The organism is Shewanella olleyana (genome assembly GCF_023283825.1).
Taxonomy (GTDB): Bacteria; Pseudomonadota; Gammaproteobacteria; order Enterobacterales; family Shewanellaceae; genus Shewanella; species Shewanella olleyana.
The window spans coordinates 1-21,406 of sequence record NZ_JAKILD010000001.1 but is presented as its reverse complement, the minus strand read 5'-3'; the positions used below and the strand labels follow the sequence as shown (position 1 = coordinate 21,406).

The following is a 21,406-nucleotide window of genomic DNA, read 5'->3' as shown; positions in this document are numbered from 1 at the left end:
TCTATTCATAGTAGATTAATAGTAATCTCTAACAAGAACTTCAGCTATTTGAACACTGTTTAAAGCAGCACCTTTACGGATGTTATCGGCCGTAACCCATAAATTTATACCGTAATCGTGAGAAATATCTTTTCTTACGCGGCCAACAAACACTGGGTCAGTACCCGCTGAGTCAGTCACCACTGTTGGATAATCTTCATCGCTTTCGAATAGCACAATACCTTCTGCGTCACGTAACACCGCTTTTACTTCTTCGGCTTCAACAGGCTGACGAGTTTCTAAATGTACTGCTTCTGAATGACCGTAGAATACTGGAACACGCACAGCTGTTGGGTTAACCACAATATCGTGATCGCCAAAAATCTTCTGTGTTTCCCACACCATTTTCATTTCTTCTTTGGTGTAGCCGTTTTCCATAAACACATCGATTTGCGGTAAAACGTTAAATGCGATTTGTTTTGGATAAACTTTGTTTTCAGCAGGTAAGCCTTGAAGTAATTTTGACGTTTGGCCAGCAAGTTCATCAATGGCTTGCTTACCAGAACCTGATACAGACTGGTAAGTAGCAACGTTAATACGTGAAATACCAAATGCATCGTAAATAGGTTTTAGCGCCACTAACATTTGAATCGTCGAACAGTTAGGGTTCGCAATAATATTACGGTTACGAAAATCTGCAATAGCTTGCGGATTAACTTCAGGTACAACAAGTGGAACATCAATGTCGTAGCGGAAGTGAGAGGTGTTATCAATCACAACACAACCATGTTCTGCAGCTATTGGAGCCCACTTAGCTGAAACATCGCCACCAGCAGAGAAGAAGCCAATTTGAGCTTGGCTCCAATCGAACGTGTCCACGTCAAGAATTTCTACTTGTTTTCCATTAAAGCTAACGGTTTCACCGGCACTGCGGCTACTTGCTAATGGGTATAAGTTCGCGACTGGGAATTTTCGCTCTTCGAGGATCTCAATCATAGTTTGACCCACTGCGCCCGACGCACCTAAAACAACAACATTAAATTCTTGTGACATAATTAACGCTCGACTCCTGAAAAACCTAATTTATATAGCCAATCTACCTCAGATTGCCCCGTGTTGACTAGCGACAATGCACTAAATTCACGTCTATGAGTGTGATTTTTTCTCATATGGTCAAACCCATGGTTATTAAGGAAGCTATTTCTAAACAAATAGTCATCATCACTGAGGTTGTAGACTAATCTAGCGATGTTGAGAAGCTGAACTTCTGAAAGTTCACTATTAATATTCAGCTGAGTAATATTGAAAGCCGGTAACAAGTTGGTGACACTTTTATCGACTTCAACCTCCAAAATATCGCACAGCTTTTGAAACAACATATGCGTTCCACGCGCTTTACCTTCGAGGCTGTAGCCAGCAATATGTGGCGTCGCGAATTCAACTAAAGGCACGAGTTCAGGCATTGGATTCGGTTCCCCTTCCCAAACATCTAGCACTAACTTTAAATCATCTCTTTGTTGCTTCACTTTTATCAACGCGCGATTATCGATCACTTCGCCGCGACAACAATTCAGCAACCAAGTATTGGGTTTAAGTTGGTTTAGTTTGGCTTCATCAAACATGTACCAAGTTTTATCTTCACCAGTACGGGTAATCGGCACATGTAAACTAATGATATCAGCTTGCTCAATGATGGTATCAAGGGAAACAAACTCACGAGATGCATTGGCTTTTCCGTCTTGTTTAGCCAATACAGGGTCGCACAGCAGTACCTTCATGCCGTAAGCTTTTAGGCAATGTTCAAGAGCTGAACCTGTATTGCCAGCACCAACAATACCAACCACTCTGTTTTGTAGTGGCTGCTTAAATCGTTTCGCTAACTCAAGCATTGCTATAAAGGCAAATTCACCCACTGCGGTTGCGTTACAACCTGGCGCATTAGTAAAAGGGATACTTTGCTGCTGTAAATAATCCAAGTCGATATGGTCAGTGCCTATGGTGGCACTGCCAACAAATTTAAGTTTGTTCGCTTGAGCTAATAACGCTTGGTTCACCTTGGTCACTGAACGCACTAATAAAACGTCAACATCAATTAACTGCTCAGGCGTTAACTGGCGGCCATTTACTCGGGTAATTTCACCTAACTCGCCGAATAAGGCTTCGACATACGGCATATTCTCGTCAGCAACAATCTTCATACTTGGGGTTACCATCATAAAACGACACAATTAGCTTATTCTATCAAGTAATGAGAAACAGTCGTTACCTACAAAAACGAAATAATGAATTCTTTTTTTACCTGACAGTTTGTTGAGTTGCGATTCAGTGCATTTAATAACAAAAAAGCCTTCAACGTTTCCGTTAAAGGCTTTAATCAAGTTGAGCTTTTAGCTTTAAGAAAAGCTGTCATTCAAAAATGATGACTATTTAAATTTGCGCATCACTAACGTTGCGTTAGTGCCACCAAATCCAAAGCTGTTACTCATTACTGTGGTCAATTCAGCATCACGGTATTCAGTCACTAGAGGAATACCAGCCGCTTTTTCATCCGGCGTATCGATATTGATACTTGGCGCAATAAAGCTGCTTTCCATCATGATCATGCTGTAAATCGCTTCATGAACACCGGCAGCGCCCAAAGCATGACCTGTCATTGACTTAGTAGAAGCCACTGGCGGGATATTGTCTTGGAATACTTCATGTAACGCTTCCAGTTCACGAACATCACCCACAGGTGTTGATGTACCGTGAGTGTTAACATAATCAATTGGTGTATCAACGTCAGCCAGCGCCATTTGCATACAACGCACAGCACCTTCTCCTGATGGAGCAACCATATCGTAACCGTCAGAAGATGCACCGTAACCGATAATTTCGGCGTAAATCTTTGCACCACGCGCTAATGCATGCTCTAACTCTTCAACTACAACGATTCCGCCGCCGCCAGAGATAACAAAGCCATCACGATCAGCATCATAAGTACGAGAAGCCTTTTCAGGTGTTTCATTGTACTTAGTTGATAGTGCGCCCATTGCATCAAAGCCCATGGTGAGGGTCCAATCTAATTCTTCAGCACCACCAGCAAATACCATATCTTGCTTACCCATTTGGATAAGTTCAGCCGCATGGCCAATACAGTGAGCAGAGGTTGCACAAGCTGAACTAATTGAATAGTTCATACCTTTAATTTTGAATGGCGTAGCTAAACATGCACTTGCCGTGCTGGCCATGATGCGAGGTACAATGTATGGACCTACACGTTTAACGCCTTTTTCACGTAGCTTATCAGCTGCTTCAACTTGGTTTTTAGAAGATGCACCACCTGTGCCTACAACTAAACCCACACGATGGTGAGAATATTGCTCTTCAGTTAAGTTTGCATCGCTGATAGCTTCTTGCATAGCAATGTATGCATAAGCGGCAGCATCGCCCATAAAACGTAGCGCTTTACGATCAATGTGATCTGCTGGATTTAATTTAATCTCGCCCCACACATGGCTGCGTAATTTCATTTCTTCGAATTGGTCAGAATGGGTAATACCACTACGTCCAGCTTTGAGTGAATCTGTCACTTCTTGCTTGTTATTACCGATGCTTGAAACAACACCTAAACCTGTTATTACGACTCTTTTCATTTTTTGCTATCCATTTTGTACGTGTCAGTACCTAATTTTGCTGCCGCAATGATATCCGCTTTAGACGAATAAAGTGGTCAGCTTTCAACAAACATAGGTAAAATAATCTCAATAGAACCAATTTTGAGTATGAGCTTTGACCAAATTAACCACTGACTTCCCTATAGTTACCCGAGATTGTGCAACAATATCGACTAATTTTCCAAGTAGTTACTGTCAAACCCCTGATTATGCAGCAAGCATAAGGCATTATTATGAAACTGTCTTGTTAGATACGCCAAACTCTCACAAAACCTTATGCATTGGTCAAATCGGTCTTGGGATTGGCATGGAAATCATGCTGCTGTGGCAATTATCTCAACGATTTAATCAATCGATTCATTTAAGTGTATTTGATGCCCATAGTCTAAATGCTGAAGAACTATTCCAATTAATTGAAAATGCTAATAGTGAAATAAATGCCCCAAAGCATCCTTGGTATACTTTTGCTCAGCAATTAAAAGCATCTTGTATTGCCAATATTGCAGGCTGCCAACGACTTAGTTTCAGCCAAGGTCAATTTATTATTGATCTTCACTTTGGTGATATGCTCAAAACTGTTCAAGGTATCCCTTTTAGCCAGCAATCTCTAATCAACTTTTGGCATTGCTTACCTCATACGACAAATCCTGAGTATTTAGATCAACACCTAACAGAAAAACTCTGTTGGCAGATGGGCAGAATTAGCCAAGATAATGCTGCGATTTATGCTTTTAGTGAACTTGAACACCCCACCAAGCTATCGAATTTTGCCAGGCTTACTGGTTTTAAACTTACATCAGCTCAAGGCGCTAAAGGAGTTAAAGGCGATTTAAGCACAAGCTTCATTGATTTAAATCAGGCCCCCGATGACATTGCCTTGTGTGAACGTAATGCGCTGCGCCAATCTTTATTAAGTGAATATGCCTACTGTTTACCTAATACTGAAATTAAAACTGATATGAGTGGCGATGCTAGTCATAGTGAGAGAGATAGTGCTAGTGCTAGTACTCATATCAATGATGCTCCCACCAGCTCAGTTGCAGTTATTGGCGGCGGTATTGCAGCTGCTCACCTTGCCTTGTCACTTGCTGAGAAAGGTAAAAGTGTCACTATTTATTGTAAAGATGAGCACATAGCAGATGGCGCTTCAGGTAATAAACAAGGGGCAATTTACCCTTTGCTGACTCCAGATAACAACTTGATGAGCCAATATTTTCAGCAAGCATTTTTATATAGTCGTCGCCGTTTACAAGAGCTCACCGACGCGGGGCACCATGTTGGCCATCAGTTTTGTGGAGTTTTGCAAACTGGCTTTGATGACCGCAGCGACGCAAGATTAAATAAAATCATTCATGGTCAACATTGGCCCAGCGAAGTCGCCTACCCAGTCAAACCTGATGAAGCGAATACATTAGCCAATATTCAGATTGATAAAGCCGCATTTTTCTATCCGTTAGCTGGCTGGATCTGCCCCCATGAATTCGCCAACGCCGCCATTAAACAAGCCCAAACAATTGCTACAAGCAAAGGCAACAAGGTTATCGTAAAGCTTAATCATCAAGTTTCTGCACTAACTCAGCTTGAGTTAAGCAAAGGTGAGGAGCCCACTAAAAAACAGCCAAGTTCTTTTTGGCAGTTAACCACTAGTGGGCAAGGTGAATTAACCAAGCAGCAATTTACTCATCAAACAGTGGTGGTCGCATCCGGTGCTCAATTAACTGAATTTACGCAAACTAGCTCACTGCAAGTGACTGGGTTTCGTGGTCAAGTAAGTCATATCCCATCAAAAGGAAAGTTGGCTGATTTGAATACTGTCATTTGCGCTCACGGTTACCTGACACCTGAGAATCAACAGCATCACTGTGTCGGCGCAAGTTATGTCAAATCCCCAGATAGTCTTGAGTATTGTCCAAATGAACAACTCGAGAACGCGCAAAAAATGCATCATAGCTTTCCCGATAGAGATTGGGTCAATGATGTTGATGTCTCTGATGCAAACGCTAGAGTTGGCGTTCGTATGGTAACTCGAGATCACTGTCCTATGATGGGATTAGCGCCAAATATCGATGCTATTTTTGAGCAGTACAATACAGAGCCGTTAGCCGAACACCAACTGACTGTGGCGAGCAGAAAATTTTGGCGCCATAGAACTGCCCCGTCATACCAGGGCTTATATGTGTTGGGCGGCCTAGGTTCTAGAGGGTTAAGTTCAGGGCCTTTGGCTGCTGAAGCTCTGGCCTCAATACTATGCGAGCAAACATCACCGATAAGTTACGACATGTTCGCGATGCTAAACCCTAACCGTATGTGGTTAAGGAAATTACTCAAAGGTAAATCCTTGATGGTTTAATTTTCCAGTTTTTTTAAGGAGTTTTGAGGGGTTTAGTCAGTAAACGATAAAGACTCCTTTAACCTCAATATTCTGAAGTTGCTATAGGAAGCGTTATGAACCAAAGGATCCACCAAGCTTATTTAGGCGAGTTGTACGGCATCGCCTTTTTTACTCTGCTAATGAATATTGAGGAGGATAAGCAGCGTCATTCATTGTGGCAAAAGCTAGTACAAGTAGAAACCTTAACAGGAGAACACTTATTATCGCACCTGTTAAAACAATCTGAACGCTTTAGTTATCCTGTAGAACAAATGACCCAGAAAGGCAATGGTGATGCGCAAAAGTGGATGAAACTTGAATGGCATGAATTACTACAAACATTAGTGAAATGGGTTGAACCTTATGAAATCGAATATCGTCAATGGGCAGATGACTGCACAGAAAACCAAGTAATATTTGATTTAATCGCTGACCACGAAACGGCAATATATCAATGCTTACAAGCTGAGTTAGCACAAAAAAATGGCCAAGTATTACTTGACCAATTTTTAACTAAATATGAGAAGTGAGTAATCGTTTACTTAAGCCAAGTTTTGACTTTGGTGCGATTATTATTGTCTCGACTTTCACGGATTAATTCATCATCAGCCGCTATTTGAGTACTTTTCGATAAACGGTCATATAACAAAACATTGACTGAAGCGGCTAAATTCATACATCCCACCGTTGGCACATAAACCACCTCGTCTGCAGCATCAATGATTTGCTGCGGAATGGTGCCATCTTCAGGACCAAAGATATAAAACGCATCTGCTGGGTGTTCAAATAACGGCAAGGGCGTAGCACCCACAACTAAGTCGACACAAACAATTTTAGCGCCTTCAGGTACTTGCTCAAGCAGTGATTCAACCCTTGTTAGCGGAATCGTTTTAGCGGCATTTTTAGTATCAACATCATATTGTGCTTCACCAGAACGTGCAGCTAACTCGTATCGATTGCCCGTATAAAATACAGATTGTGCTTGATAGCAACCTGCGGCGCGCATGATACCGCCTACATTCACCGGCGTTTTAGGGTTAACAAGCCCTATCGATGCACTGTTACTTGTTGCTTGCTGAGAAGAGTTATTACTTAATTCAGTCATTTTACATTTCTTTCTAACGCTATTTGAACACTTATTTAAACACTGGCAGCAGTTCAATGATTAACTTTGCTTATTGAATCTCACTGATAATTTTACGTAGCTGTTGCCAAGCGGATTGTACTAAAGCAAAGTCAGCAGACTCTAATTCATCATTAGCCAGCGCCAAACAATCAACCATTTTTTCATCTAAAGCGTCAATACCACTAAGTTGTTCTTGCTCAAGCTGAGAAAAAACCACTGCAATATGGCCTTGTAAGTAACCGCTAGCAAATAGCGCGTCATCATCCCCATTGGCAACAGTATGTTCAATCCAACCTTCTAACGCTGCATCATACTTCTCTAACATGGTTTAACTCTCCGATAAATCTGGGTTGGCAACTTGGTACATCACGTAATCGTGGTATCCAGTGGTAATTTTATAATAACCAGTAAGCGCACTATCTAATTCAGGGTCGCCACTATCCACAATTAATGGCCTGCCTTCAAGTGCTTTTAGCTTTGTTTTTGTCGCTAGGATAATAATATTATCTTTTCCGACTCTTTTAATCAGCTCTGGCGATAGCTGCTGATTTCCACGACCAAGAATATGTCCCTGCCCGCCTATTAAGGTAATCACTAATTTTGTTGGCTTATCTGCAGTCAATGTGAGCAATTGATTTGCTGTCACATCTGCTGCAATGACCTCTTGGTCTTTAATCACATCGACACCGAGTAAGGTATTATCAAGGTGTAATTCTTCCATCACAGCAGCAACCGTTGAACCACTGCCGATAATATATAACTCATCTTCCATTTGATTGATGACATCCGCAGCTATGTCGGTCAACACTAATTCATCAACCTCTTTACCGCCCATTTTAACTGCTTGAATATAACGCGGCTCAGCTGGCACTAACATTTCACCAAAGCGTTTTGCTCTGACTGTGCCTTGCCTGAACGCTTGCTCGTCAATGTCCATGACATCTGCTGTCATTAAGCTCACTAACTCTCGTTTGAGCAACATACTAACCACAACGCCGGCAGCATGAGGAGTTATTGCATAAACTCCCGAATGAATTTTGACTCCAGCTGGCACACCCAGCACTGGCAACTGTGCAGGTAATGAGTCATCGACCACTGCGTAAATATCACGGGCAGTACCATCTCCGCCTGCAAATAATAATAAATCTAAAGATTCATTCATGAGTGCTTTCACAGTCTGCTGTGTATCATGAGCTGTGGATGATTGCTCTGTAATCTTGGAATGAGTGGAATCAGTAGAGCCAGTAGAATGCTGAGTCGCGTCGTTCGCTTGATAAGAGTGAACACAGGTAACGCTGAATCCCATTTCAGTGGCGAGGTTTTGCCCCATATCACCAGATGCAGTAATGATATCTATTTGATCTTTAAACGGCTCAATTACAGCTAACGCTTGCTGCATTCTTAAGCCCGCTTTTGGCTCTGCGCCTTTTTCTATGGCCATTTGAGCCACATTGTCAGAGCCTTTGAGTCCTACACTGCCGCCTAGTCCAGCTAGTGGATTAATGATCAAACCTAATCGAAAACGCTTCACTGCTATCAATCCTCTATTTGTCTACTTTGATATTCAAATCTCAATCTAAAAATTAGCCAGCACGCTTACTAAGAGCTTTTGGCTCTTTTATCACCACTGCAGCTAATAATGATAATAAGGCACAAAAGGAGGCAAATAACCAAGTCTGACTAGAGCCTGAACCATCCCCCCAGATGTTTCCGCTTATCCATATACCAATTGCGCCACCCAAACCAAAGCTTAAGCTGGCATATAATGCTTGGCCTTTGCTGCGATGGGCAATATCAAAGTTACGATGAATAAACTGAATCGATGCAGCATGTGTGAGTCCGAACGTGAATGCATGCAACGCCTGACTGACAGATAATAGGAAGATATTATCGACCCCATAAGCTAATAACACCCACCTTAATACTGTGAACGCAATGCTGACTATCAGTAACAATTTTACGCCAAAGCGACCTAATAGTTTTGGCGCTAGCATAAACATTAAAATTTCAACAACCACACCAAAAGCCACAAATAAACCTGCGACCCCTTCCGAATAGCCAGCTTGCTTTAGGTATAAAACGAAGAAGCCATAAAAAGGGCCAACACTCATTTGCAATAATATCGCTGAGATTAAAAACCAAATAATAGGCGATGTTAAGGTTAAAGGTGGTCTAGTACTAGCATCACCGAGTGAGGCTCTATTATTAGGTAAAGCTAATGCGCATAAGAACATGCCAATAAACAGCACCATGCCAATAGAGGGAACAATTTCAGCGCCGTACTCGCTAATAGCAAAACCCGCTGCAATCACTAAACAGATATAACCAACACTGCCCCAACTTCTTATAGCACCGTAACGATGTGACTCATCACCTAAACTTTCTAATGTAATCACTTCGAGCTGAGCAAGAATCGCATTCCAGAAAAAGGTATAAACCATCAGACTTAACGCAAGGTAGGTTAAGTTGCCATCAAAGAAAAAGCTGATATAGGTTATCGCTGCAGCAGCTGAGCCAAATTTAACCAGCTCAGAACGCATGCCTGTTCTGTCAGCGACCATGGCCCAAACATTGGGAGCGATAATGCGGGTTCCCATGAGAATTGCCATGAGAAAACCAATTTCTTGTGCATTAAAGCCTCGGTTATCAAAAAAGACACCGAGATATGGAACCATTAAGCCAAGAATTGAAAAAAAGAAAAAGTAACAAGCGCTGAGCCAACGAACGTTGGGCTCAGCAGATGACGCATTAGGCATTTATTTCATACCGATAACAGGGGTTTGGGAAACCACATCCTGATTTTGAGCGCGATGACGAAGCAAGTGATCCATAAGAACAATCGCTAACATCGCTTCAGCAATAGGTACTGCTCGAATGCCGACACAAGGGTCATGACGACCTTTAGTCACCACATCAGCAGTCGTGCCTTGTGCCGTCATGCTTTGTCCTGGCACTGAAATACTTGATGTCGGTTTAAGCGCAATATGAGCAACAATAGGTTGACCAGAAGAAATACCACCTAAAACGCCGCCAGCATGATTTGACTCAAAGCCAGCTGGAGACATTAAATCGCGCCCTTCTGAGCCTTTTTGCGTTACAACGCCAAATCCATCGCCGATTTCAACACCTTTAACGGCATTGATACCCATTAAGGCATGAGCAATATCTGCATCAAGTCGGTCAAATACCGGTTCACCTAAGCCAACAGGAACCCCTGTTGCAGCAACAGTAATTTTAGCCCCGACAGAGTCGCCTGATTTTTTTAAATCACGCATGTACTCATCAAGTTGCTCTAATTTAGAGGCATCAGGAAAGAAGAAAGCATTTTGCTCTACTTCATTTAAGTCAACTGATTCGGCGCAGATAGGGCCAAGTTGAGACATGTAACCGTTTATGTCGATCCCATGAACTTGTTTTAGGTATTTTTTAGCAACCGCGCCAGCTGCTACGCGCATCGCGGTTTCACGGGCTGAAGAGCGGCCACCACCACGGTAATCACGTAGACCATATTTTTGCTGATAGGTGTAATCTGCATGACCTGGGCGGAATAAGTCTTTGATGTTTGAATAATCTTGACTGCGTTGATCGGTGTTTTCAATTAATAAACCAATGGATGTACCGGTTGTTTTATCTTCGAAAACACCCGATAAAATACGCACCTCATCAGGCTCACGACGCGCAGTAGTGTAACGAGAAGTGCCTGGACGGCGGCGGTCTAAATCGTGTTGCATGTCTTCAACCGTCAGCTCAAGACCTGGTGGGCAACCATCAATAATACAACCTAATGCAACACCGTGACTTTCACCGAAAGTCGTTACGACAAAATTCTGACCTATGCTATTTCCCGACATGCTATCTCATTACCTCAAGGTGATATATTTTCTAATCGTTATTATTCACTATCTTTATAGATGGCGAAAAGTGATTCATTTTCAACTAGCTGATCATAAGTAAGTACAAACACACCGTCACCGCCATGTTCAAACTCTACCCAAGTGAACGGAACATCTGGGAACTGCTCGTTTAAGTGCACCATAGAGTTGCCCACTTCCACGACTAACAAGCCGTCTGGAGTCAGGTAATCTGCAGCATTGGCAAGAATACGCTTGGTTAAATCTAAACCGTCGCGACCAGATGCTAAACCTATGGCTGGTTCATGATGATATTCATCTGGCATATCGCCAATGTCTTCTTCATCTACGTATGGCGGGTTCGATACGATCAAATCGTAATGTGGTCCTTTCTCAATAGCTGAGAAAATATCTGATTGAATTGGGAAAACACGGTCCAGTACATTCAAAGACTCGATGTTGATTTGCGCCACTTCTAAAGCATCTTCGCTAATATCTAAAGCATCAACTTCCGCATCTTCAAAGGCATAAGCACATGCAATAGCAATACAACCACTGCCTGTACATAAATCCATTACACGAGAGACTGGTTTGTTATACAACCACGGGCTGAAACCATTATTGATCATTTCAGCAATAGGTGAGCGTGGCACAAGTACACGTTCATCGACATAAAACTCTAAATCTGCAAATCGCGCTTTATTGGTCAAATAAGGAACCGGCAAACGCTCACGTACGCGGCGAATAATTAATTCAACAATTTTGTGTTTTTCACTGCTAGTCAGATTAGAGTTAACTACTTGCTGACCGATTTCTTCAGGAAGATGTAAAGCATGGAAAACCAAAGAAATAGCTTCATCCCAAGCGTTATCAGTGCCGTGCCCATAATAAATGTTAGCATCGTTAAAACGGCTCACAGCCCAACGCAACATATCGCCAACGGTTCTTAATTCGGTGACAGCTTCATCTACAAAGATTTTATCCAAAACATAACTCCTGAAAAATTGTTCCTGACCATTGTAACTGAAGTCTATTAAGATGACCTAGAATTCAATACAATAGCGCCATGAATAAAGAAAATAATCCTGACTTTGCGTTGTTTTCAGAGCAATTTGGCGGCGTTAAACCACTAAATCAAGATAAACACCACTTTAAGCAGTCGGTCAAATCCAAACAACAAGTCGAAGTAAAAGAACAGCAGGTTTATGCTGATAGCTATTTTTCGGATAACTATCAGCCAATTTTACCTGTTGAAGGGCCAATGCGCTGGTTAAACGAAGGCGTAGAAAAAATTGAATTGAAGCGATTACGTCGTGGAGATTATCAACCTGACTTATTGCTTGATTTACATGGTATGCGCCAAGCCGAAGCTAAACTTGAATTAGCCGCTTTGCTGCAGGCATGCGTTAAGCAACATATTCTTTGCTGTTGTGTAATGCATGGCTATGGTTCTGGGATATTAAAGCAACAACTACCCATGTGGCTGGCTCAACACCCAAAGGTTAAAGCGTTTCACCATGCTCCTAAAGAATGGGGCGCTGATGCTGCATTATTAATACTCATTGATATTGGCGAACACGCTCACCGCAGATAATTAAAGACAGCACTTTGACTAGATAACTTTAGCAAATCGCTACTAGCTACTAGTAAGAGATCTCATAGTAGGAAATCTCAGCAATTTACTTTAGTAGAGACTCACAAATGAGTGCTTAGTTGTTTCAACATCTAAGCACTTCGCTATCTAATAAACTCATCTACTAATAACGTTATCAACCAATAAAGCTCATGTTGTCATGAAAAGTGCTAAATCAGATTTAAGCACTCATTTGAGCTGGAGTTTGCATTAAATCAAAATGCCCACCATGTTCATTTCGCTCAATGGATGCAATTGCTGATGTCGCAAAAATAGGCGGCTCCATTCCTGCTACTAACTCACTGACCATATAACCAAGAATTGGCATGTGAGCAATCACTAGCACTTTACGTGCTTGATAATGTTCGGCATATGCCAAAATGGCATCAACTGCAATTTGCGGGCTTCCAGACGGAGTAATATCATCTAATACTAACCATTTACTTGGCTCTGGCAGGTGTTTAGCCACTTCTTGCCACGTTTGTTGTGCTCTTAAATAAGGGCTCACAATCACTAAGTCGACACTACTGACCTTTTCTGTCAGCCAGTTCGCCATTGCGTTAGACTGAGTGCGCCCTAATTGCGATAGCATTCTTTCTCTATCCGATGGTGCATCAAAGCCTGCTTCACCATGTCGCATCAAAAATAGCTGCATACTTCTATTGCTGCTCATTATCGCTACTCATTTATTATTGTGTTTGTTTTCCAATTGTAGCCTTAAATATCCCATCTACAAAGTAACAATCAACTAAAATTAATTAGTCTTTAGTCGATATTTTCATTAGATATTTGCTAAAAGTCGCCAACGAGAACAATATATAACAAGCCTTCTTATCTGGAGCATTATCTTGACCATAAAACCAGACACAGCACTAAACACACAAAATACTATTGTTACCAGCCCAAATGACCATCGCCAATACCGACATATTGTGCTTGATAACGCATTACGGGTCTTACTCGTTAAAGATAAAACAGCGACTCAGGCGGCTGCGTCAATGACAGTGTCTGTTGGCCATTTTGACGACCCAACATCTCGTCCAGGTATGGCACACTTTTTAGAACATATGCTGTTTTTAGGCACAGAAAAGTTTCCTGATTCAGGCGAATATCACCAATTCATCAATCAACATGGTGGTTCAAACAATGCATGGACAGGCACTGAACAAACAAACTTTTTTTACAGTATTGATGCAGAACATTTCGAAGAGTCTTTAGACAGGTTCAGCCAATTTTTTATCGCACCGAAGTTCGATTTAGAGCTGGTTGATAGAGAAAGGCACGCTATTGATTCAGAATATAGCCTAAAGCTAAAAGATGATATACGACGGGTATATCAAGTCCAAAAAGAGTCTGTGAACCCTGCGCACCCTTTCAGTAAATTTTCGGTAGGTAATTTACAAACGCTTGCAGGTGATGAGGCGGATATTAGGCAAGAGTTAGTTGAGTTTTATCAGTCAAAATATAGCGCAAATATTATGACTCTGTGTGTAGTGTCACCGCTTTCCTTGGATGAACAAGCTAAATTAGCCCAGCACTTTTTTAGTGGAGTACAAAATAGAAAGGCACAATCAAGTTACCCTGATACCCCCTACCTTAATGAAGACGCGAAACTTAAGCACATTAATATTTCGCCAGTAAAAGACCAAAAAAGATTAAATATTAGTTTTGCTCTTCCATCTATCGAGCCTTTTTATCAACGTAAACCGCTGACTTTTATTAGTCATTTATTAGGCAATGAAAGCCCTGGCAGTTTACTGTCCTACTTAAAAGAGCAAGGTTTTGCAAATAATCTGTCAGCTGGAGGCGGTGTTAACGGCTACAACTTTAAAGACTACAGTATTAGTATTCAGCTAACTGAAAAAGGCCTGCAGCAACTCGATACGATTATTGAATGTACATTTGAATATATTCAATTGATCCGCGAATCAGGCATTGAGTCTTGGCGTTATGATGAGCGTTCAAGCTTATTAACCACCGCATTTAAATTCCAAGAACAAATCAAGATCCTCGATTTAGCCAGTCACCTCAGTATTAATATGCAGCACTATAAAGTTGAAGACATAGTGTTTGGTGATTATCGAATGGACGGCTTAGATGCTAAAGAATCATTAAGCTTATTAGACTTGTTATCACCTACTAATATGCGTACTCAGCTCGTTTCAAGAGAAGTCAGTACTAACCAGCAAGCTAAATGGTATTTTACACCTTACTCAACCGAAGCTATCCCAGCGGATAAAATTGAGCATTGGTTACAAGCGAAACCGAGAAAGGAATTAGCGCTTCCCACTAAAAACCCTTTTATTGTCAATAATCCTAAGTCACGAATAGAGCCAAGTAAAAGCGACGTACCGATTGTGGTTGCAGAAGATGAAGGTTATCGCATTTGGCATCGTAAAGATGATGAGTTTAATGTCCCAAAGGGTCATTTATATCTGTCACTGGATTCTGAAAATGCCAGCCCAACGCCGAAGCATGCAGCGTTAACTCGTTTATATGTCGAAATGCTTTTAGATTACTTAACTGAATCGACTTATCAAGCGGAAGTGGCTGGACTTAATTACAATATATATCCCCATCAAGGTGGGATCACTCTGCATTTAACGGGATTTACCGGTAACCAAGAAACCTTACTTGCTTTAGTGATTGAAAAAGCGCGTGAAAGAAACTTTACCCAAGAACGCTTTAAACTGATTAAAAAGCAATTACTCAGAAGCTGGACAAACGTCGCTCAAGCAAAACCTATCGCACAATTATTTACCAGCTTAACAGTTACACTTCAAAAACGTTCTTATGAGCCAGCCAAAATGGCAGAAATGCTAGAGGATGTCACTTTAGATGAACTACATAATCACGTGAGCGCCTTTTACGAGAAAATATATGTAGAAGGATTAGTGTACGGTGATTGGCTTGTCAGTGAAACTCAGCAGCTTGCGAAGCGATTAAAATTGGTATTATCTCTTGTCACCAAACCGAGTGCAGAATCAAGCCGAGAGTTGATTAACCTCACCAGCAGAGGCACGCTAATGCGTGAACTATCAGTTGAACATCAAGACAGTGCAATCATCGTTTATTATCAATCAAATCAAACAACAGCTCATACTGTTGGCCTATTTAGCTTGCTAAACCACACAATGTCGTCTACTTTTTTCCATGAGCTAAGGACAGAAAAACAGCTTGGTTATATGGTCGGAACGGGATATCTGCCACTCAATCGCCACCCAGGGATGATTTTCTACATACAATCACCAACCACCGGACCTCGCAAGTTACTCGAAGCCATTGATGAGTTTATTGCTGACTTTAATTATGCCGTCATGCAAATCACTAAAGAACAATGGGAAGCGACCAAACTTGGCTTAATAAATCAAATTTTAGAAAAAGACGCCAACCTTAAGAGCCGAAGCCAGCGCTATTGGGTTTGTCTTGGCAACCGAGATTATGATTTCAAACAGCGTGAAAGAGTCGTTGAAGAAATCAAACAATTTACTCGTGCCGACCTTATTAAATTTATTGTCAGCAATATGCGCAGTAAACACAGTGACCGATTAGTGATGTTTAATGCTGGAGAGCAACATAACCAATTAGAGCCAATGCCTACCGCGCATGTCATTACTGACTTAAAAGGCTTTAAACAAAATGCGGATAAATTTGAATTCTAAGAAAAAATGATGACGTTAAAAAACATTTACAGATTTTATAAAACTATCATCGATAACGATTTTTACAGTGTAAAAAGCTACTAATTTCGACTATCAAAGATGATTAAGTTCGATTTTTAATCATTGCAAGCTATTGTTTGTTTAAAATTAATACAGAGAATTTAATTATATTATTTTTATTCTTACCAATTTTTGACAAAGTATTAACTTTCTGAAAAAGTGGAGTATTACCTTGAATAATTCTAGATTACAGAAGATAAAAGTATACTTTTTATGCAGATGATAAGTCGGTTCTTGATTTGTACATTTCTCCTAGCCCATGCTTTAACGGGTTTCGCTTTTGCTGATTCTGCTGAAAATTATGAATTACTGCTTAATACCGAAAATTACAATGTAGACGATGGACTTTCTCAGTCGACAATCACTAGCATTGTAGAAGATAGTGAAGGCTATGTATGGTTAGGAACTGTTAACGGCTTAAACCGTTTTGATGGAAAAAGTTTTAGACATTTTTATGCAGAAGATAGCACTTCAAATTTACCCAGTTCATTTATCAAAACATTATTTATTGACAGTCACGAACAACTAGTTGTTGGCACAGATAAAGGTTTAGCTATTTTCGACAAAAATTCTGAGGTTTTTGAGCCAATAATTATAGAAGGAAAACAAATAACTTCTCCTATCTGGCATATATCAAGAATATCACAAGGCGTTGTAGTTGGTTTTAATAATAAAATTTTAATTTTAAATGATGAATTAACAAGAGTTATTTGGGGATTTGAAAGTGAAGTTTTACAAGAGGTAAAAAGGGTTGTAGAAATAGAAAACACTATTTACATACGGAATTATGATGGGAATGTTTTTAAACTAATTAACAGCGAATTATCTGTTATAGAAGTCAACTCTAATGATATAACTGATTTGATGGATGAATTAGTGGTCTCAACTCCTACAGGTGTATACAGCTATAAAAATAATAAAAAGCAAATGTTTTCTAATTTACAGCTTACATATTTAGAAAAGTCTAAAAATGGAAATGAAATAACTTCTATTGTTGGTTCAAACATTGTAAAAATCACACATAATAAAAAAATTATAAATATAGGATTCATACCTATAGAAGGGTCAATAAAAAGGCCCTTAATAAAGGAGACAAAATCCACTACTTTTATTGCTGATGTTAACCTTGGCCTTATAAAAGTTGATAGAAACCGAAATCTAATAAAAAGTTCAAAGCTAGTAACTGATAATATTTGGTCAATAGTTGAAAATGATTCAAACTTTTTTATTGCCGTCGACTCCTCTGAAATAAAAGTATTAGACAAAAAGTTAAACCATATCAATTCTATAAACTTGTCCAATTCTTTAGGGCCAAAATCAATAACCATATTAAACAATGATTTATATATTGGAAGTATTAATGGATTATACAAAGTAAACCTGTTAAACAATGAAGAAGTAAAAGTTTCAGAAAACCAATATACTTTTATCACTAGTAGTATAGAGAATAATGAATTATTTGCTTCAACCATTGATGGGAAAATATACATCTATAATAAGGAAGGTATACAAACTAGAGTAGTTGAGACTGGTGAACGCTATCCCATTTTTGATATAGCGGAAAAGAATGGGACTTTTTGGATTGCCTCACAAGGTGGGTTATTCAAAGTTAGAAAACAAACCCCAATCAAAGTTTATGATAAGAGTATGGTTACAAGCCTTGACTTGGATGGTGATACTTTAATTTTTGGAACTCGAAATTCTCTCTTGAGTCTCTCTACTTCTGACTTATCTTTAACTGAGGTATTTAAAAACAATAAACTTATTTATTCTATTGAAAATCTCAATAATTTTATTGTTTCATCATCAGCGAATGAAGTAAATATTACCAATAAAGTCAGTGGAAAAAACATTACCATAACTACAAGACATGGAGCACAAAGTGATTACAACTCCCAAGGCTCCATTATTGTAGGTGAGAACACATTATTCAGTGGAGCTGACGGAATTAGCATCATAAATCCTTCTGAAATATATCAAGAAACAGTTAGCATAGCATCAAGCAATGTAGCACTAGTTGATTTTCAATTATTTAATGTATCAGCAGAAGTAGGAAATGGTATTTTACAAAAACCAATAAACATACAAGATAATATTACTTTGAAGTTTTCTGAATACCCTTTTACTTTTTCTTTTATCTCTCCAGGAAAGTCACTTGAAGACTTTACTTTCTACTACAAAATGGATGGTTTAGATGATAACTGGCTACCTTCAAAAGATATAAATTCTGCTACATACACTAATTTATCATCTGGAACTTACAACTTTCAAGTATATGCAGTAAATAATCTATCAAATAGACAGGGTGAAACTAAGTCAATTCAAATAACTATTACTCCTCCTTGGTATTATTCTTTTGAAGCTAAGCTTACATATACATTAATTTCCTTCATTTTGCTTTTCATTATTATAAAAATTCTACTGCGTCGTAGACTTACTCAAAAACAAATTGCCCTAAGTGAGGAGAGATTAAAGTTATCACTTTGGGGAAGTGGCGATGAAATGTGGGATTGGGATATTGAAACTGGAGAAATATACCGTTCAAATATTTGGGGGACCCTTGAATTTCCACAAGATGGTCAGCGTTCAGGAAAACCTGGTGAAGAAAGTAATATCCACCCTTTAGATCAAAATCGAGTCAAGACTGCACTTAATGACCACTTTAAGGGGTTAACAGATCATTTCGAAGTCGCCTACCGAGTTAAGAGTCGTGAAGACCTTTGGATGTGGATCCTGGATAGAGCCAAAATTGTAGAAAGGGATGACAAAGAAAACCCTGTGCGTATGACAGGTACTATTAAAAATATTAATAACCTCAAGCAAACTGAAGAACAGCTACGTTTATTTGAGCGCGCAATTGAAAACATATCAGAAGGTATGTTTATTCTTGATGAAAAGTACCGCTTTGTTGAAGTGAATGATGCTTGCTGTGAATTAACCAGCCAGTCACGAGAAGAATTTATTGGTCAATTATTTTCCTTTGGGCGATACCCTGAATCCTACTCAAATCAAATTCATGCTTCATTGTCCCAACAAGGGTGTTGGAGCAATGAACTTGAAGCCAACAAAGGTGATGGCAGTCACTTCTTAATGGAGCTAACAGTTGATGCGATATATAACCAACAAGGTGAAACCACCCATTACGTTGGAGTATTCTCCGATATCACACGTCGTAAGCAACAAGAAGAAGAGCTTAGAAAGCTCACCAACAGCGATATTTTAACCGGTTTACCCAACCGCTCAAGTTTGCAAGTAACACTTAATAATCTAGTCAAAAAAGATATTCATCATACTTTGATGGTTTTAGATTTAGATAATTTTAAACGTATCAATGACTCTCTAGGTCATCAAATAGGCGATGAGTTATTAGTCGATGTTGCCAAACGCATTCAAAACAATGTCCCTAAACATGTCAGCCTATATCGTTTAGGTGGTGATGAATTTGCTATTTTAGTTGATCAAAACCCTGATATCGGTTCATGTGCGGCAATTGCCTCACGAATAATCGATGCACTGAAAGAAGAATTTAAAATCGACAACGAATCTTTAGTTGTTGGCCTCAGTATCGGTATCGTACTTTATCCTGAAGATGAGCAAAACGAACAGGCCTTACTGCGTAAAGCTGACATTGCTATGTATCACGCTAAGGCTGGTGGCGGAAATCGCTATCAATTCTATTCAGAATCCTTAAATCAAAATGCACTACGCCAACTTGAGATTGAAAATTTAATCCGAGAAGGTTTAAAAGAAGATTTATTTGAAGTTTACTATCAACCTAAAGTGGATTTAAAAGAGGATAACCTCGTTGGCATGGAAGCTTTGGTAAGATTAGTCCATCCAGATCATGGTATTATCGGTCCAAATGAATTTATTCCTTTGGCAGAAGAAAATGGCCTTATTGTTGAAATCGGCGATTTAGTTTTACGAAAGGCTTGCTTTGCTGCGCAGAAATGGCGTGAACAAGGCATCTTTAACGGTCGTGTTGCGATTAACTTATCATCTAGACAGTTTGCCCTTCCAGATTTACAACAACGTATCTCCAGCGTCTTACAGCTTACAAAGTTACCTGCTTGTCATTTAGAGCTTGAAATAACTGAAAGCACCATTATTAAAAATCCAGAAAATGCTATCAAGGTAATGAACCAGCTTGCGAAGATGGGCGTAACCCTTGCGCTTGATGATTTTGGTACCGGTTACTCATCATTATCCTATTTAAAACGATTCCCTATCCACTGTTTAAAAATAGATAAATCATTTGTAGACGATATCAGCAAGTCAGATAGGGATCTTAAGATGGTTGATAGTATTATCACTATCGCTCATAACATGGGCTTGTCTGTGGTTGGAGAAGGCGTAGAGGATGATGCTCAACTCAATATATTAAAAGCATTAAAATGTGAAGAAATCCAAGGATACATTTTCAGTAAGCCAGTTCCAGAAAATGATTTTACTAAACTACTAAATATAAATTTCGACAAACAAGAGGAAAAACGCCTCAGCAGTTAACATTGGCACAACAAGTGCAGCTAGCAGTTCAGACGTCAAATAAAAAACTTTTTTATTAACCCTGAACTGAGAGATTAATACAATGATTAACGGAATTATCATAGCTGCACTTCTAACTTCAACTTCTGCTGCTAATATTACAACGGAAGTAAATGTTAATACATCATCAAACACAACTGCTGGTAACCCTTGGATTAAGTTCTCTGAAACACAATCTCAAGTTGCTGGTAACCCTTGGATTAAGTTCTCTGATACACAATCTCAAGTTGCCGGTAACCCTTGGATTAAGTTCTCTGATACACAGTCTCAAGTTGCTGGTAACCCTTGGATTAAGTTCTCTGAAACACAGTCTCAAGTTGCTGGTAACCCTTGGATTAAGTTCTCTGATACACAATCTCAAGTTGCCGGTAACCCTTGGATTAAGTTCTCTGAAACACAGTCTCAAGTTGCTGGTAACCCTTGGATTAAGTTCTCTGATACACAGTCTCAAGTTGCTGGTAACCCTTGGATTAAGTTCTCTGAAACACAGTCTCAAGTTGCTGGTAACCCTTGGATTAAGTTC

Annotated in this window: 16 protein-coding genes; 6 read left to right on the top strand and 10 right to left on the bottom strand. The window is 39.8% G+C overall.

From position 1 onward, the window contains the following. Positions 1-15 precede the first annotated feature (15 nt). From L2735_RS00080 to fabB, 3 genes are all read right to left on the bottom strand, one after another. Positions 16-1,032, bottom strand: coding sequence for an aspartate-semialdehyde dehydrogenase (locus tag L2735_RS00080; RefSeq protein WP_248982779.1), 1,017 nt, complete (start codon positions 1,030-1,032; stop codon positions 16-18). A gap of 2 nt (positions 1,033-1,034) precedes the next feature. Beyond that, positions 1,035-2,177, bottom strand: a complete 1,143-nt coding sequence (locus tag L2735_RS00075; RefSeq protein WP_248983024.1) for a 4-phosphoerythronate dehydrogenase — start codon at positions 2,175-2,177, stop codon at positions 1,035-1,037. A gap of 225 nt (positions 2,178-2,402) precedes the next feature. Continuing rightward, a complete protein-coding gene (gene fabB / locus L2735_RS00070; RefSeq protein ID WP_248982778.1) occupies positions 2,403-3,614 on the bottom strand; it encodes a beta-ketoacyl-ACP synthase I in 1,212 nt (403 codons plus the stop codon). A gap of 136 nt (positions 3,615-3,750) precedes the next feature. Between fabB and mnmC1 the strand changes: the two genes are divergently transcribed. Together mnmC1 and L2735_RS00060 are read left to right on the top strand one after the other, a co-directional pair. Next, complete coding sequence (mnmC1, locus tag L2735_RS00065; RefSeq protein WP_248982777.1) at positions 3,751-5,985, top strand: FAD-dependent 5-carboxymethylaminomethyl-2-thiouridine(34) oxidoreductase MnmC1; 2,235 nt, start codon at positions 3,751-3,753, stop codon at positions 5,983-5,985. A 95-nt stretch (positions 5,986-6,080) separates the two neighbouring features. Beyond that, complete coding sequence (locus L2735_RS00060; protein ID WP_248982776.1) at positions 6,081-6,536, top strand: hypothetical protein; 456 nt, start codon at positions 6,081-6,083, stop codon at positions 6,534-6,536. A gap of 8 nt (positions 6,537-6,544) precedes the next feature. On the opposite strand, the gene L2735_RS00055 is transcribed toward L2735_RS00060, so the two are convergent. The 6 genes from L2735_RS00055 to prmB form a co-directional block, all read right to left on the bottom strand. Then, positions 6,545-7,111: an RNA methyltransferase gene (locus tag L2735_RS00055; protein WP_248982775.1), complete on the bottom strand. Its 567-nt coding sequence runs from the start codon at positions 7,109-7,111 to the stop codon at positions 6,545-6,547. Between the two features lie 70 nt (positions 7,112-7,181). Continuing rightward, entirely contained in the window at positions 7,182-7,457 is a 276-nt protein-coding gene (locus L2735_RS00050; protein WP_248982774.1) for a YfcL family protein, read from the bottom strand. A gap of 3 nt (positions 7,458-7,460) precedes the next feature. Then, the gene (locus tag L2735_RS00045; RefSeq protein ID WP_248982773.1) at positions 7,461-8,663 is read right to left on the bottom strand and encodes an ATP-NAD kinase family protein; all 1,203 of its coding nucleotides are present in this window, start codon (positions 8,661-8,663) and stop codon (positions 7,461-7,463) included. Between the two features lie 52 nt (positions 8,664-8,715). Beyond that, positions 8,716-9,888, bottom strand: coding sequence for an MFS transporter (locus tag L2735_RS00040; RefSeq protein WP_248982772.1), 1,173 nt, complete (start codon positions 9,886-9,888; stop codon positions 8,716-8,718). Continuing rightward, positions 9,889-10,983, bottom strand: coding sequence for a chorismate synthase (aroC, locus tag L2735_RS00035; protein WP_248982771.1), 1,095 nt, complete (start codon positions 10,981-10,983; stop codon positions 9,889-9,891). A gap of 41 nt (positions 10,984-11,024) precedes the next feature. After that, positions 11,025-11,969, bottom strand: a complete 945-nt coding sequence (prmB, locus tag L2735_RS00030; protein ID WP_248982770.1) for a 50S ribosomal protein L3 N(5)-glutamine methyltransferase — start codon at positions 11,967-11,969, stop codon at positions 11,025-11,027. 80 nt (positions 11,970-12,049) lie between these two features. On the opposite strand from prmB, the gene smrB reads away from it, so the two are divergent. After that, positions 12,050-12,577: an endonuclease SmrB gene (smrB, locus tag L2735_RS00025; protein ID WP_248982769.1), complete on the top strand. Its 528-nt coding sequence runs from the start codon at positions 12,050-12,052 to the stop codon at positions 12,575-12,577. 220 nt (positions 12,578-12,797) lie between these two features. Here smrB and sixA read toward each other — a convergent pair whose 3' ends face one another. Next, entirely contained in the window at positions 12,798-13,271 is a 474-nt protein-coding gene (sixA, locus tag L2735_RS00020; RefSeq protein WP_248983023.1) for a phosphohistidine phosphatase SixA, read from the bottom strand. Positions 13,272-13,470: 199 nt separating this feature from the next. Between sixA and L2735_RS00015 the strand changes: the two genes are divergently transcribed. From L2735_RS00015 to L2735_RS00005, 3 genes are all read left to right on the top strand, one after another. Beyond that, positions 13,471-16,278, top strand: coding sequence for an insulinase family protein (locus tag L2735_RS00015; protein WP_428848278.1), 2,808 nt, complete (start codon positions 13,471-13,473; stop codon positions 16,276-16,278). A gap of 273 nt (positions 16,279-16,551) precedes the next feature. Beyond that, a complete protein-coding gene (locus tag L2735_RS00010; RefSeq protein ID WP_248982767.1) occupies positions 16,552-20,844 on the top strand; it encodes an EAL domain-containing protein in 4,293 nt (1,430 codons plus the stop codon). Positions 20,845-20,926: 82 nt separating this feature from the next. After that, the coding region (locus L2735_RS00005) for a hypothetical protein (protein WP_248982766.1) at positions 20,927-21,406 on the top strand (480 nt) is incomplete at its 3' end.

Coding starts and splice junctions, on each gene's coding strand:
- L2735_RS00075 (WP_248983024.1), bottom strand. CDS start 2,177: ATGAAGATTGTTGCTGACGAGAATATGCCGTATGTCGAAGCCTTATTC.
- L2735_RS00080 (WP_248982779.1), bottom strand. CDS start 1,032: ATGTCACAAGAATTTAATGTTGTTGTTTTAGGTGCGTCGGGCGCAGTG.
- aroC (WP_248982771.1), bottom strand. CDS start 10,983: ATGTCGGGAAATAGCATAGGTCAGAATTTTGTCGTAACGACTTTCGGT.
- L2735_RS00040 (WP_248982772.1), bottom strand. CDS start 9,888: ATGCCTAATGCGTCATCTGCTGAGCCCAACGTTCGTTGGCTCAGCGCT.
- L2735_RS00060 (WP_248982776.1), top strand. CDS start 6,081: ATGAACCAAAGGATCCACCAAGCTTATTTAGGCGAGTTGTACGGCATC.
- L2735_RS00055 (WP_248982775.1), bottom strand. CDS start 7,111: ATGACTGAATTAAGTAATAACTCTTCTCAGCAAGCAACAAGTAACAGT.
- L2735_RS00050 (WP_248982774.1), bottom strand. CDS start 7,457: ATGTTAGAGAAGTATGATGCAGCGTTAGAAGGTTGGATTGAACATACT.
- fabB (WP_248982778.1), bottom strand. CDS start 3,614: ATGAAAAGAGTCGTAATAACAGGTTTAGGTGTTGTTTCAAGCATCGGT.
- L2735_RS00010 (WP_248982767.1), top strand. CDS start 16,552: ATGCAGATGATAAGTCGGTTCTTGATTTGTACATTTCTCCTAGCCCAT.
- sixA (WP_248983023.1), bottom strand. CDS start 13,271: ATGCAGCTATTTTTGATGCGACATGGTGAAGCAGGCTTTGATGCACCA.
- smrB (WP_248982769.1), top strand. CDS start 12,050: ATGAATAAAGAAAATAATCCTGACTTTGCGTTGTTTTCAGAGCAATTT.